A 13,627-nucleotide genomic window follows, 5' to 3' on the forward strand; every position below is an offset into this window, starting at 1 on the left:
CTCAAGACCGACGACGCCCTGCTGACCAAGATCCTGACCTACCACGTGGTGCCCGGCCAGATCGCGCCCGACAAGATCGCCGGCGACCAGAAGACCGTGCAGACCGGCACCGTCAAGGTCAGCGGCTCCGGCAACGCGCTGAAGGTCAACGACGCCAACGTGATCTGCGGTGGCGTGAAGACCGCGAACGCGACCGTCTACCTCATCGACACGGTCCTGATGCCGGCCTGACCCTCGTCGGTTGAGCTCACCAGAGGCGCTGCTCAGGAACCCGTGACGTTCCTGAGCAGCGCCTCGGCGACGTCGCGCAGCTTCCTGTTCTCCCGCTGGGACTGCTGCACCAGCATCGCGAACGCGTCGTCCGCCGTGCACGCGTGCACCGCCATGAGCACGCCCTTGGCCTGGTCGATGACCGCGCGCGAGACCAGCGCCGCCTCCAGGTGCTTGACGTGCTCACGCGAGCGCTGCCACTGGTGGGAGTTGCCGATCGACGCGCTGGCCGCCGTCGAGAAGAGCCGCATCAGGCCCTCGTCGAAAGGGTCGAACGCCGCCGTGCTGTAGCTGTAGATGTTCAGCGAGCCCACGTGCCGCGCGTCGCTGCGGTCCGAGGCGGGCAGGACCGACGGCACGGACAGGTAGGCCCGCACGCCGTGCCGGCTGGCGCAGGACTCGAACTCCGGCCACACGCGGGCGTTCTCGCCCACGACGGCCCGCACGGGCTTGAGCGTCCGCGCCGCCTCCAGGCAGGGACCGCGGTCCGCGTGGAACTGCGCCTCGTCGATCTCCATGAACACCTTGTTCGTGGCCGCCGCCGTCCGCGGCCGTTCCGGGTCGACGGTGACCGTCACGACGTCGGCGTCCTGCACCGCCGTCGCCGTCGTCTCGGCGAGCCGTTGCAGCACCTGGTCGAGCGGTTCCTCCGCGGAGATGTTCTCCTGCAACGCGGTGAGGGCGGTGGTCGCCTCGTCGAGCCGTTCCACCGGGTCCGACCGGTGGCTGTCGGCCCACGACGCGGCGGGCAGGTCGGACAGCGTCGTCTTGTCATCCATGCCGCGGTGCCTTCCGTGGGAGAGCGACTTCGGCGCTGGATGCTCAACGCTCGGAAGGGGAATCCTACGACCCGGCACCGACCGGCGTGCACACCCGGCGCGGTGATCTCGAACGCGAAGTGCGCCGGGGTTCCGCACACGGCAAGGTGGGAGGTGCACACGGTCGCAGAAGGGGGCGGTGGAGGTGCCGTACGTGCCACCCAGCGCGGCGGACTGGCGCCGCGACAGGGACCGGTTCGCCGCGGACGCGCGCCAGGCGGTCCTGCGCGACCGCCCACCGGCCCGCGACCACGGCGCACCGCTGGGGCCGCTGGCCCAGCAGTTCGCCACGCTGACCTGCTCGCTGCTCGACGCCACCACCGCCGGAGAAGTGCTGGAGCAGGTCGTGCGGGCCGCCGTGCTGTTCGTGCCGGGTGCGGAGCTCGTCAGCGTCACGCTGCGCTCACCCGACGGACGGTTCCACACGCCGGTCGAGACCGATCCCGTGGCGGTGGAGCTGGACCGGCTGCAGTACGACCTGCACGAGGGGCCCTGCCTCGACGTCGCGGAACCGTCCGGGCCCGCCGTCGTGACCGCGACCGGCCTGGCCACCACCCCGTTCTGGCCCCGGTTCGGCCCCGCCGCCGCGCAGCTGGGGATGGGTGCCGTGCTCGCCACCGCGCTGCTGCCCGGCGTCCGGCCGCCGCGGTTGTCCGGCGCGCTCAACATCTACACGCGCACGTCCTCCGGCCTGGACGAGACGGCGCAGGCGGCGGCGTTGCTGCTCGCCACCCACGCCTCGCTGGCGCTGGCGCACACCGGCGCGGTCGGTGCCGCCGAGCTGCAGGCCCAGCACCTGCGCCGCGCGATCGACTCCCGTGACGTCATCGGGCAGGCCAAGGGCATCCTGATGGCCCGGCGCGGCCTCACCGCCGACGAGGCGTTCGACCAGCTGCGGCACACCTCGCAGCAGCTCAACGTGAAGCTCGTCGCGATCGCCGAGATGGTCGCGAGCGGGCACCCCGGCCTGGACCCGTCAGGGGGAGACCGGCCGGAGGGAGACCTGCCACACGGAGATCAGCCGGAGGGGACCCTGCCGGCGGGGGACCAGCCAGCGGGGAAGTTGCCAGGGGGAACCCCGCCGGTGGGCGCCCCGCCGGCCGGGGACGAGCCCGGAGAAGACCTGCCCGGCGGCCCCGGTCCGGCGGGCTGACCGGCGGCCGGGACGCGCTCGCGGGAGGGCAGGCGGGACGACGGGTGGACGAGCGACGCCGACACCGGCTCAGCCGGCTGGTGGCCGAGTGCGGTGCGGCCGGTGCCGCACTGGGCCGGTCGCTGTGCGCGGCACTGCCGTCGCAGCTGCCGGGCGTCGACGGCGCGGCGCTGGTCCTTCACGGCAGCGACCGGGCCGAGGAGCTGGTCGGGGCGAGCGACCCGTGGGCGGCGGGCCTGGCGGAGGAGCAGTTCACGCTCGGCGAGGGTCCCGTGCCCGCCGCGATCGGCGCGGGCGAGCCGGTGCTGGCCGGTGACCTGGCCGCCGAGTCCGCCCGGTGGCCCGCGTTCACCGCGGCGGCGAGGGCCGGTGGGCTGGCGGCGGTGTTCGTGTTCCCGCTGCGGGCGGACACGGCCGTGCTGGGCACCCTCGCGCTGTACAGCAGGCGGGCGGGCGACCTGTCGGAGGACGCCGCCGCCGATGCCGCGGTGCTGGCCGACCTCGTGACCCGCGCGCTGCTCGCACAGCACGAGCGCATGGGCGACGAGGAACGGCTGCGCGTGGACCTGGCGTACCAGGAGGTGAACATGGCCTCCGGCATGCTGGCCGTGCAGCTGGGGGTCAGCCTCGAAGAGGCGTTGGTGCGGTTGCGCGCACACGCCTTCGCCACCGGCCGGTCGGTGCGGGAGTTGGCGAAAGACGTTCTGGCACGGCGCATCCCGCTGAACCGGCTGGCCGACTGACGGTCCACAGAGGTCAGTCGTGCGCGACGACGAGGCGGAAACCGGCGTCCCACTCGTCGAGGGCCAGCAGATCGCGGTGGTCCTCCTGCCACCGGCCGCTGGCCAGGTCCTCCCGCAGGAGGCGGACACCGCGGTCGACGGCGGCGGGATCGGTCTGCGCGAGCGCGGAGCAGGCACGGCGCACGCGCGGGTCCAGATAGGCGGCCGGGCGGCGCCAGTGCGCGGGGAACACGCCATCGGTGAAGTCCCAGGGCACCGGCAGCGGCGTGACGCTGTCGGCACCCAGCTCCTCGGCGACGTCGGCCGCGGAGGGCCGGGTCAGCTCCAGCGCGGCGATCTCGGGCACGTACTCGCGGACGAACCAGAACTCGACGTGCCGGCGCGGCTCGTAGGCGAGCACCACCTGCCGCGGCGCCACCCGGCGCAGCTCGGCCAGTCCGGCCCGCCAGTCGGTCCAGTGGTGGACGGTGAGCACGGCCAGTGCGGCGTCGGCGGCGTTGTCGCGCAACGGCAGCGACTCGGCGACCGCGCGCACGGCGGGTGCGGCGCCGTGCGGTCGTTGCCGGATCATCTCCAGGGACGGCTCCAGCGCGAGCACCGTCCGCCCTGCGGGTTCGTAGGACCCCGTGCCCGCGCCCACGTCGACGACCGTCCGCGCGTCGCCGAGCGCGGTGAGGACGGCCGCCTCCCAGCGCGGGTCGGTGCGGCGGCCCAGTGAGTACCCCGCGCCGATGTCGTCGTACAGCTCCGCCCCGGCCATGCCGAACCCCCCGGTCGATCGACTGACGGGCAGCCTATCGCCGTTCACGAACGGCTTGCCGGCACACGGAGTCCGGCTTCCGGTATTGACAGGGTTCGTCTCCGCGCACAACCATGGAAGCGCTCTCATAACCGGTCTGGACCAGTTGTCGGACCGGAGGACCCCGGCCGCCCTGAAGCCGGTCGGGGACCTGCCGGCGGAGCACCCCCTGCACAAGGAGTCCCATGCGCACTCGAACGAAGTGGTGGAGCGCGCTCGCCGCACTGGCGGCGACCGTGTCGACCGCCGTCGCGATCCCGCCCGCACAGGCGATCGGCCCCGACCTGCTGCCGCTCACCGTCACCAACAACAGCGGCCGGTCCGAGGCCGTGCACCTGTACGTCCTGGGCACCGACATCCGCAGCGGCCGCCTCGGCCACGTCAACCAGGCCGGCGCCTTCACGCCGTGGTCGCCGGGCGGCAACCCGCCCACCCCCGCACCGGACGTGTCGATCGCCGGTCCCGGCCAGGGCGGCACCGCCACGCTGAAGGTGCCGCGGTTCATCTCCGGCCGCGTCTACATGTCGTTCGGCGAGAAGCTCAAGTTCTTCCTGACCCCCGACGGCCTGGTGCAGCCGGCACCGTGGGCGTCCGGCGACCCGAACAGCGGCATCCTGTTCGACTGGAGCGAGTTCACCTACAACGACGCCGGCCTGTGGCTGAACAGCTCCCAGGTGGACATGTTCGCGGTGCCGCACGCGGTGACCGTCACGGGTGCGAGCGGCACCACGAAGAAGACCGGTGAGCTCAAGCCCGGCGGGCGCGACGCCGTCATCAACGGCATCCGGAACCAGTCCGGCTGGGGCGGGTCGGTCATGTCCCGTTCGGACGGAACCGTGCTGCGCGTGCTCGCACCGGGCAAGGCCGCCGACGTCGGCCAGTTCGACCGCAACTACCTCGACCCGTACATCACCCAGGCGTGGAACGCCTATGCGGGCAAGACGCTGACCGTGCAGCCGTTCGGCGACCGCCCGGACGTGAAGTACTTCGGTCGCACCTCCGGCGCCACCATGAACTTCACGAACACGTCCGGTCAGCAGGTGGCGTCGTTCAGCAAGCCGACGACCTCGAACGTGTGGGGCTGCGACGGCGCCCTGCACGCGCCCAACGACCAGGTGGTCGGCCCGATCGCCCGCACCCTGTGCGCCGCCCTGCACCGCAGCACGCTCGGCCGCATCGACGTGCAGCCCGGCGGTGGCCCCGCGGACTTCTACCAGGGCACGATCACCAACCACTACTCGCGGCTGGTGCACCAGAACATGGTGGACGGCAAGGCGTACGGGTTCGCGTTCGACGACGTGCAGGCGCAGGAGTCGCTGGTGCACGACGGCGACCCGCGCTCGGCCGGCATCGTCCTGACCCCGTTCACCGGCGGCGGCTCCACCCCTCCGCCCGCGAACGGCTTCAGCAGCGTCGTGAGCGACTGGCACGGCAAGTGCATCGACGTGCCGAACTGGAACTTCGCCGACGGCCAGCGCCTCATCGTGTGGAACTGCACCGGCGGCACGAACCAGCGGTTCGAGTGGGTCGGCGGCACCCTGCGCACCGAGAACAACAAGTGCGTGGACGTGGCGTGGGGCTCGACGGCCAACGGCGCGGCCGTGCAGCTCGCCACCTGCTCCGGCAACCCGGCCCAGCAGTTCGTGCTGTCCGGTGCGGGCGACCTGGTGAACCCGCAGGCGAACAAGTGCGTCGACATCGCGGAGTGGAACCCGGACAACGACGCCGTTCTGCACATGTGGGACTGCGTCGGCGGCGCCAACCAGAAGTGGCACCGCGGCTGACATCGCACGCGGTTTCGCAACCGGGGCGGAAACGGAGATCGGGAACAGCTCCGGAAATGCAGAGAAGCAGGTCACAAATTTGTGACCTGCTTCTCTGGAGTACGCCGCCAGGGACTCGAACCCCGGACCCGCTGATTAAGAGTCAGCTGCTCTAACCAACTGAGCTAGCGGCGCTTGTTTGTGTGCCGGATGTGGTGCTCGTTCCGACGGGAAGAACGTTAGCACACGGCTGTCGCACGCTCCCAATCGGCTGGTCAAGGGTGGTTTTCGGGTGCATCGGGCACGTAACGATCCGGCCACTCGCGCAACGTCACCGAACGAGCTGGCGTCACCTGTTCGGGGGACGCCAATACGAGCACGTGCGGGCAGTCTCGGGAGTGCGACGAGTAGATCGGAAGTGCGTCGATGGGGATGTGGGGCAGGCGCGGTCGCGGGGTGGTCGCAGCGGGGGTCGCTGTGATGCTGATCGCAGGGTGTTCGGGTGGCAGCGCGGGGGGCTCGGGTGCAGCCGAGACCCCGTCGAGTGCTCCTCCTCCGCCCAAGCCCGTCACGCTGACGCTGGCGTTGAACGACGGCGCGGTGGACGTCTCGCCCGGCCTGCCGGTCATCGCCACCGCGGCGGACGGGAAGCTCACCGAGGTGACGCTGACGAACCCCGACGGCAAGGTCGTCGAGGGCAAGCTGAACCCCGAGGGCACGCAGTGGAACAACATCGAGCCGCTCGGGTACGCGAAGACCTACAAGCTCACCGCCACGGCGACGGGTGCGGACGGCAAGCCGCAGACCAAGACGTCGTCGTTCACCACGGTCAAGCCGCGCACGCTCACCTACGTGTCCACGAACCCGGTGGACGGCACCACGATCGGCGTGGGGCAGCCGCTCGCGTTCTACTTCGACGAGCCGGTGGCCGACCGGGTCGCGGCCGAGCAGATGCTGGAGGTCACCACCGAGCCCAAGGTGGAAGGCGCCTTCTACTGGTTCAACAAGAAGGAAGTGCACTGGCGGCCGCGGGAGTTCTGGGCGGCCGGCACCAAGATCACCATGCACGTCAAGGTCTACGGCAAGCACGTCGGTGACGGCATCTACGGCCAGGAGGACCGCGTCATCACAACCACCGTCGGCGACGCCGTCATCCACGAGGCCGACGGGCAGACCCACCAGGTCGTGACGAAGGTCAACGGCCAGGTCGTGCGCACCATGCCGACGTCGATGGGCAACGCCGCCAACACCACCCCCACCGGCACGTACGTGCTGATGGAGAAGCACTCGCACATGATCATGGACTCGACCACGTACGGCCTCGCGCTGGAGAACGGCGGCTACAAGACGCCGGTCGACTGGGCGTACCGGATGTCCAACAGCGGCATCTTCTTCCACAGCGCCCCGTGGTCCGTCGGCGACCAGGGCCGCCGCAACGTGAGCCACGGCTGCCTCAACCTCTCGCCGGAGAACGCCAAGTGGGTGTTCGACAACAGCAAGCAGGGCGACGTCGTGATCGTCCGCAACTCCGGCGGGCCGGTGCTGGAGTCGTGGGACGGGTTCGGCGACTGGCAGGTGCCGTGGGAGACCTGGGTGAAGGGCAACCGCTGAGCAGGTTGCCCGATGTTGTGCCTGTGACGCCCCGAAGTCTCGCCCCTGGCTCGCCTGGGCAACAACGAGGAGGGGCGGGCAAGACTTCTGGCAACAGGCTTGGAGCATCGGAAAGGGGCCGCGCCACGCCGGGTGCGGCCCCTTCCGCTTGTCCTCAGTGGACCGTCACCTGGCCGTCGGCCACGGTGACGCGGCGGTTCACCTGCACCGCCTCCAGCATCCGCCGGTCGTGCGTCACGAGCAGCAACGTGCCGGTGTAGGTCTCCAGCGCCTGCTCCAGCTGCTCGATCGCCGCCAGGTCGAGGTGGTTCGTCGGCTCGTCGAGCACCAGCAGGTTCACCCCGCGGCCCTGCAGCAGCGCGAGCGCCGCCCGCGTCCGTTCGCCGGGGGACAGGGACGCCGCCGGGCGCAGCACGTGCGCGGCCTTGAGGCCGAACTTCGCCAGCAACGTCCGCACGTCGCCGGGCGTCATGTCCGGCACGGCCTCCTGGAACGCGTCCACGAGCGGCAGCGGGCCCAGGAACAGCCCGCGCGCCTGGTCCACCTCGCCCACCACGACACCGGAGCCCAGCGTCGCGTGGCCGGAGGACAGCGGGGTCCGGCCCAGCAACGCGGCCAGCAGCGTCGACTTGCCCGCGCCGTTCGCGCCGGTGATCGCCACCCGGTCCGCCCAGTCGACCTGGAGGTCCACCGGGCCCAGCGTGAACGAACCGCGGGAGACCACCGCCGCCCGCAGCGACGCCACGACCGCGCCGGAACGGGGTGCGGCGGCGATCTCCATCCGCAGCTCCCACTCCTTGCGCGGTTCCTCGACGACCTCCAGGCGTTCGATCATCCGGTCGGTCTGGCGGGCCTTCGAGGCCTGCTTCTCGGTGGCGTCGGCGCGGAACTTGCGGGCGTTCTTGTCGTTGTCGCCCGCCTTGCGCCGGGCGTTCTTCACGCCCTTCTCCATCCACGCGCGCTGCATCCGGCCGCGGGCCTCCAGGGAGGACTTCGTGTCGGCGAACTCCTCGTAGTCGTCACGGGCGTGCTGCCGCGACCGCGCGCGTTCCTCCAGGTACGACTCGTAGCCGCCGCCGTACAAGCGCACCTGGTTCTGGTGCAGGTCGAGCTCCAGCACGCGGGTCACCGTGCGGGCCAGGAACTCGCGGTCGTGCGAGACCAGGACCGTGGCGGCGCGCAGGCCCGTGACGAACTTCTCCAGCCGCTCCAGGCCGTCGAGGTCCAGGTCGTTGGTCGGCTCGTCGAGCAGGAACACGTCGTAGCGGCTCAGCAGCAACGACGCCATGCCCGCCCGTGCCGCCTGACCGCCGGAGAGCGACGTCATCAGCGCGTCCAGGCCCGCGGTCAGGCCGATGTCGGCCACGACCTCCAGCGAGCGTTCCTCCAGGTCCGCGCCGCCCAGGGCGAGCCAGCGGTCCAGCGCGTCCGAGTAGCCCTCGTCGTCGCCCGCGGTCAACGCCTCCGTGGCGCGGTCCAGGTCGGCCTGGGCCGCGGCGACACCGGTGCGGCGGGCCAGGAAGTCCCGCACGGTCTCGCCCTCGCGGCGGTCCGGCTCCTGCGGCAGGTGCCCGACGTTCGCCGAGGGCGGGTTCAGCGAGACGCGGCCCGACTCGGCGGGGATCAGCCCGGCCAGGGTCTTCAGCAGCGTCGACTTGCCGGCGCCGTTGACGCCCACGAGCCCGATCACGTCGCCGGGCGCGACCACCAGGTCGAGGCCGGAGAACAGGACGCGGTCACCGTGACCTGCGGCGAGGTCCTTCGCGACGAGCGTGGTCAACCAGGTACTCCAACGCTGGGGGGTTCGGGGGCCGAGCCCCCGACTGGGGTCTGGGGGCTCGGCCCCCAGAAAACACCGAAGCCGGGCTACATCTGCGCTTTCCGCAGATATAGCCCGGCTGCTCGGGTGAGTGACGGGACTTGAACCCGCGACACCTGGGATCACAACCCAGTGCTCTACCGGCTGAGCTACACCCACCATTGCCAGTCGTTGACCGGCGAGGAAAGCATAGCAACGGCATCCACCGAGATAAAAATCAGGGGTCTAGTCGACGTTCTTCAGCAGGTCAGCGGCCACAGCCTGGGCCTGTTCGCTCGTCGGTCCCGGCTGCGGCACGAACGCCGTGCGCCGGTAGTACGCGAGCTCCCGGATCGACTCGACGATGTCGGCGAGCGCCCGGTGCGCGAGGCCCTTGCCCGGCTGCGCGTAGTAGATCCGCGGGTACCAGCGCCGGCACAGCTCCTTGATCGACGACACGTCGACCATCCGGTAGTGCAGGTGCGCGTCCAGCGCCGGCATGTCGCGGGCGATGAACCCGCGGTCGGTGGCGATGGAGTTGCCGGCCAGGGGAGCGGTCCGGGGGTCCGGCACCCACTCCTTGATGTAGGCGAGCACGGCCGCCTCTGCCTCCTCCAGCGTCACCGCGGAGGCGCGCACCTCCTCGGTCAGGCCCGACCTGGCGTGCATCTCCATGACGACTTCCGGCATCGAGGCCAGCACTTCGTCATCCGCGTGGATCACAACGTCCACGCCGTCGCCGAGCACGTTCAGCTCGGCGTCCGTGACCAGTGCCGCGATCTCGATCAGAGCGTCCTTGCCCAGGTCGAGTCCGGTCATCTCGCAGTCGATCCACACCAGACGATCCATCACGCCCCGAACATTACTGCGCGGAGCGTCAACTTCGAGTGGCGGCGTGCAGCAACCTGGTTACGCTCCCCGTGCATGACGGCTCAAGCTGAGATCGCTGCGGGATACGCCTCCGAGGGCGCGGCCATCGAGCTCGGTGCCGTGCTGGTCGGCGATCAGGTGGAACCGACCGCCCACGTCCGCATCCCGTTGTCCATGGTCAACCGGCACGGACTTGTCGCCGGCGCAACGGGAACGGGCAAGACGAAGACCCTCCAGCTGCTCGCGGAACAGCTCTCCGCCCACGGTGTTCCGGTGCTCATGGCGGACGTGAAGGGCGACTTGTCCGGTCTGTCGCGGCAGGGGGAGGTGAGCGACCGCACCACCGCCCGCGCGCAGGACACCGGCGACGACTGGCAGCCGCAGGCCTGCCCGGTCCAGTTCCTCTCCATCGGCACCGGCGGCATCGGCGTGCCCCTGCGAGCGACGGTCACGAGCTTCGGCCCGATCCTGCTGTCGAAGGTGCTCGGCCTGAACGACACCCAGGAGTCGACGCTCGGCCTGATCTTCCACTGGGCCGACTCGAAGGGCCTGCCGCTGCTCGACACCAAGGACCTGCGCAGCGTCGTCCAGCACCTCACCAGCGACGAGGGCAAGGGCGACCTCAAGGGCATCGGCGGCGTCTCCAGCGCCACGGCGGGCGTGATCCTGCGGGCGCTGGTCAACCTGGAGGCGCAGGGTGGCGACCGGTTCTTCGGCGAACCGGAGCTCGATCCGGCCGACCTGATGCGCGAACGCGACGGCAAGGGCGTCGTCAGCCTGCTCGAACTGGCCGAGCTGCAGGGCAACCCGGTGCTGTTCTCCACGTTCCTGATGTGGCTGCTGGCGGAGCTGTTCGAGACGCTGCCGGAGGAGGGCGACGTCGAGAAGCCCAAGCTGGTGTTCGTCTTCGACGAGGCGCACCTGCTGTTCGCGAACGCCTCGAAGGCGTTCCTCGACCGGATCACCCAGACCGTGAAGCTCATCCGGTCCAAGGGGATCGGCGTCTTCTTCTGCACCCAGCTGCCCACCGACGTCCCCAACGAGGTGCTGTCGCAGCTCGGCGCCCGCGTCCAGCACGCACTGCGCGCGTTCACGCCGGACGACCAGAAGGCGTTGGCGCGCACGGTGAAGACGTACCCGACGACACCGCACTACGACCTGGAGAAGGCGCTCACGTCCCTCGGCATCGGCGAGGCGGTCGTCACCGTGCTCAGCGAGAAGGGCGCGCCGACGCCGGTCGCGTGGACCCGGCTGCGCGCCCCGCGGTCGTTGATGGACACCATCGGCACCGACGCGATCAGGCAGGAGGCCCAGGCGTCCGACCTGCACGGCAAGTACGCCGAGACCGTGGACCGCGAGTCGGCCTACGAGCAGCTGATGGCCAAAGTCGCGCCACCGCACCAGGAACGAGCCCCGGAAGCTCCTCCTCCTCCTCCTCCTCCTCCTCCTCCGCAGCGGCGGGAGGAGGAGGAACCGGGGCTCGTCGAGAAGGTCCTCGGCAACAGCGCCGTGAAGTCGTTCCTGCGGTCAGCGGGCAGCGCCCTGGCCCGCGAGATCACGCGGGGCGTCTTCGGCACCTCGCGCAAGCGACGCTGAGAGCACCGCGGCACCGGTGCAGAGCGCGCCCGCGACGTACCAGGCCAGGTCGTAGCTGCCCAGGTGGTCGCGGGTGAGTCCGGCAGCGGACGCCGCGATCGCCGCGCCGACCTGGTGCGAGGCGAACACCCAGCCGAACACGACAGGACCGGACACGCCGAAGTACTGGCGGCACAACGCCACCGTGGGCGGCACGGTCGCGACCCAGTCCAGGCCGTAGAAGATGATGAACACCAGCATCGACGGGTGCGCCGACTCGCCGAACAGCTGCGGCAGCAGCATCAGCGACAGCCCGCGCAGCGCGTAGTAGGCCGCCAGCAGCATCCGCGAGTCGACCTTGTCGGTCAGCCAGCCGGACGCGATCGTGCCCACGACGTCGAACACGCCCACCAGCGCCAGCAGCCCGGCCGCGGTCGTCGTGGGCATGCCGTGGTCGTGCGCGGCAGGGATGAAGTGCGTGCCCACCAGGCCGTTCGTCGAGGCGCCGCAGATCGCGAAACCGCCGGCCAGCAACCAGAACGGCCGGGTCCTGGCGGCCGAGAGCAACCCGCCGATCGCCCGCCGTGCCGCGCCACCACCGGGCGGCGGCGGGGTGTCCTCGGTCGCGCCCAGCGGCAGCAGCCCGACGTCACGCGGGTACTCGCGCAGGAAGAACGCCGCCAGCGGCACCACGGCGAGCGCCGCGATGCAGATCACCAGGGACGCCGGCCGCCAGCCGTAGCTCTCGGACAGCCACGCCACGGTCGGCAGGAACACCAGCTGCCCGGCCGCGCCACCCGCGGTCAGCACGCCCGTGACCAGGCCGCGGTGCCGCACGAACCAGCGTCCGGTGATGGTGGCGACGAACGCCAGCGCCATGGAGCCGGTGCCGAGCCCGACCACCACGCCCCAGAGCAGCACGAGCTGCCACGACTCGGTCATGAACACGGTCAGTCCGCTGCCGATGGCGACCATCGTCAGCGCGTAGGTGACCACGATCCGCACGCCGAACCTGTCCATCAGGGCGGCGGCGAACGGCGCGGTCAGCCCGTACAGCAACAGGTTGATCGAGATCGCGAGCGAGATCGTGCCGGTCGACCAGCCGAACTCGCTCTGCAACGGCTCGATCAACGCACCCGGCGCCGCGCGGAACGACGCGGCACCCACCAGGGCGATGAACGACACACCTGCGACAACCCAGGCCCAATGCAGTCTCACGCCGACAAGGTTCGGTGATGACCGACCTGGCGACCAGTGGCCCGATGGCCAACATGTGAAAGAATCGGGCCATGCACCGGATCGCCGTCCTCGCGCTCGAACAGTCGGTGGCGTTCGACATCGGCAGCTCGACGCACATGTTCGCCCGGCTCGCCGACCGCTACGAGGTGGTCGTCTGCTCGCCGGACCGCCGCCCGATCCCCACCAGCGGCGGCTTCACGATCGCGCCCGAGCACGGCTTGGAGGTGCTGCGGGACGCGGACACGGTGCTCGTCCCCGGCACGCACTACCGGCCCGCACGGGAGGGGTGGCTCGAACCGGCGGTGCGGGAGGCGCTCACGACGACGAACGCCCGGCGGATCATGTCGATCTGCACCGGCGCGTTCGTGCTGGCCGCCGCCGGGCTGCTGGACGGACGGCCGGCGACCACGCACTGGCGCACCACCGAGGAGTTCCGCGCGCTCTACCCGGAGGTGCGGCTCAACCCGGACGTGCTGTTCATCGACGACGGAGACGTGCTCACCTCGGCCGGTGTCGCCGCGGGCATCGACCTGTGCCTGCACGTCATCCGGTCCGACCACGGCAGCGAGGTGGCGAACTGGGTCGCCCGCTACTGCGTCGTCCCCGCGTGGCGGCAGGGCGGCCAGTCCCAGTTCGTCGACCGCCCGGTGCCGAGCTACCCGGACACCTCCACGGCGCTCGCTCGCGAGTGGGCCTTGGAGCGACTCCAAGAACCGCTCGACCTCGCCGCGATGGCCGCGCAGGTGCGGATGAGCGTGCGCACGTTCACCCGCCGGTTCCGCGCCGAGACCGGCATGTCGCCCGGCCAGTGGCTGACCCAGCAGCGCCTCGACCGCGCGCGGCACCTGCTGGAGTCCACGGACCTGCCGGTCGACCAGGTCGCGAACCACGCCGGGTTCGGCACGGGAGCGGCGTTGCGGCAGCAGCTGGTGGCGTCGATCGGGGTGTCGCCGAGCGCCTACCGGCAGACGTTCCGCACGGCCTGACG

The 13,627-nt window shown here is 71.0% G+C and carries 11 protein-coding genes, 2 tRNA genes and 1 pseudogene; 7 read left to right on the forward strand and 7 right to left on the reverse strand.

Going from position 1 to position 13,627, the window contains the following annotated elements; translation table 11 throughout:
* On the forward strand, positions 1-231 hold a 231-nt coding region (locus tag ACZ7CF_RS37985; protein WP_470372096.1), incomplete at its 5' end, for a fasciclin domain-containing protein.
* A 32-nt stretch (positions 232-263) separates the two neighbouring features.
* Here the strand turns inward: ACZ7CF_RS37985 and ACZ7CF_RS37990 are convergent.
* Positions 264-1,049 carry an ANTAR domain-containing protein gene (locus tag ACZ7CF_RS37990; protein ID WP_470372097.1) on the reverse strand — a complete coding sequence of 262 codons (786 nt, stop codon included), beginning with the start codon at positions 1,047-1,049 and terminating at the stop codon, positions 264-266.
* Positions 1,050-1,311: 262 nt separating this feature from the next.
* On the opposite strand from ACZ7CF_RS37990, the pseudogene ACZ7CF_RS37995 reads away from it, so the two are divergent.
* Together ACZ7CF_RS37995 and ACZ7CF_RS38000 are read left to right on the forward strand one after the other, a co-directional pair.
* Positions 1,312-2,061 (forward strand): annotated as a pseudogene (locus tag ACZ7CF_RS37995) (ANTAR domain-containing protein); the annotation flags it as partial.
* 224 nt (positions 2,062-2,285) lie between these two features.
* On the forward strand, positions 2,286-2,984 hold the full coding sequence (locus ACZ7CF_RS38000; RefSeq protein WP_360400999.1) for a GAF and ANTAR domain-containing protein: 699 nt from the start codon (positions 2,286-2,288) through the stop codon (positions 2,982-2,984).
* A 13-nt stretch (positions 2,985-2,997) separates the two neighbouring features.
* On the opposite strand, the gene ACZ7CF_RS38005 is transcribed toward ACZ7CF_RS38000, so the two are convergent.
* A complete protein-coding gene (locus ACZ7CF_RS38005; RefSeq protein ID WP_470372098.1) occupies positions 2,998-3,744 on the reverse strand; it encodes a class I SAM-dependent methyltransferase in 747 nt (248 codons plus the stop codon).
* A 224-nt stretch (positions 3,745-3,968) separates the two neighbouring features.
* Here ACZ7CF_RS38005 and ACZ7CF_RS38010 point away from each other — a divergent pair, with 224 nt between their 5' ends.
* Positions 3,969-5,567, forward strand: a complete 1,599-nt coding sequence (locus ACZ7CF_RS38010; RefSeq protein ID WP_470372099.1) for a glycoside hydrolase family 64 protein — start codon at positions 3,969-3,971, stop codon at positions 5,565-5,567.
* 100 nt (positions 5,568-5,667) lie between these two features.
* Here the strand turns inward: ACZ7CF_RS38010 and ACZ7CF_RS38015 are convergent.
* Positions 5,668-5,741 (reverse strand) — tRNA-Lys (locus ACZ7CF_RS38015).
* A 285-nt stretch (positions 5,742-6,026) separates the two neighbouring features.
* On the opposite strand from ACZ7CF_RS38015, the gene ACZ7CF_RS38020 reads away from it, so the two are divergent.
* Positions 6,027-7,157, forward strand: coding sequence for a L,D-transpeptidase (locus ACZ7CF_RS38020; protein ID WP_458434043.1), 1,131 nt, complete (start codon positions 6,027-6,029; stop codon positions 7,155-7,157).
* Positions 7,158-7,311: 154 nt separating this feature from the next.
* Here the strand turns inward: ACZ7CF_RS38020 and ACZ7CF_RS38025 are convergent, their stop codons facing one another.
* The 3 genes from ACZ7CF_RS38025 to orn all read right to left on the reverse strand — a co-directional run bounded on the left by ACZ7CF_RS38025 (position 7,312) and on the right by orn (position 9,807).
* On the reverse strand, positions 7,312-8,937 hold the full coding sequence (locus tag ACZ7CF_RS38025; RefSeq protein WP_470372100.1) for an ABC-F family ATP-binding cassette domain-containing protein: 1,626 nt from the start codon (positions 8,935-8,937) through the stop codon (positions 7,312-7,314).
* A gap of 125 nt (positions 8,938-9,062) precedes the next feature.
* Positions 9,063-9,135, reverse strand: a tRNA-His gene (locus tag ACZ7CF_RS38030).
* 66 nt (positions 9,136-9,201) lie between these two features.
* On the reverse strand, positions 9,202-9,807 hold the full coding sequence (orn, locus tag ACZ7CF_RS38035; protein WP_470372101.1) for an oligoribonuclease: 606 nt from the start codon (positions 9,805-9,807) through the stop codon (positions 9,202-9,204).
* A 72-nt stretch (positions 9,808-9,879) separates the two neighbouring features.
* Between orn and ACZ7CF_RS38040 the strand changes: the two genes are divergently transcribed.
* Positions 9,880-11,421, forward strand: a complete 1,542-nt coding sequence (locus tag ACZ7CF_RS38040; RefSeq protein WP_470372102.1) for a helicase HerA-like domain-containing protein — start codon at positions 9,880-9,882, stop codon at positions 11,419-11,421.
* On the opposite strand, the gene ACZ7CF_RS38045 is transcribed toward ACZ7CF_RS38040, so the two are convergent.
* Complete coding sequence (locus ACZ7CF_RS38045; protein ID WP_360400977.1) at positions 11,353-12,618, reverse strand: MFS transporter; 1,266 nt, start codon at positions 12,616-12,618, stop codon at positions 11,353-11,355. The two genes, ACZ7CF_RS38040 and ACZ7CF_RS38045, sit on opposite strands and share 69 nt — an antisense overlap.
* Positions 12,619-12,689: 71 nt before the next feature.
* On the opposite strand from ACZ7CF_RS38045, the gene ACZ7CF_RS38050 reads away from it, so the two are divergent.
* Positions 12,690-13,625 carry a GlxA family transcriptional regulator gene (locus ACZ7CF_RS38050; RefSeq protein ID WP_470372103.1) on the forward strand — a complete coding sequence of 312 codons (936 nt, stop codon included), beginning with the start codon at positions 12,690-12,692 and terminating at the stop codon, positions 13,623-13,625.
* Positions 13,626-13,627 lie beyond the last annotated feature (2 nt).

The sequence above is a fragment of the Lentzea sp. NPDC036955 genome (assembly GCF_055608005.1).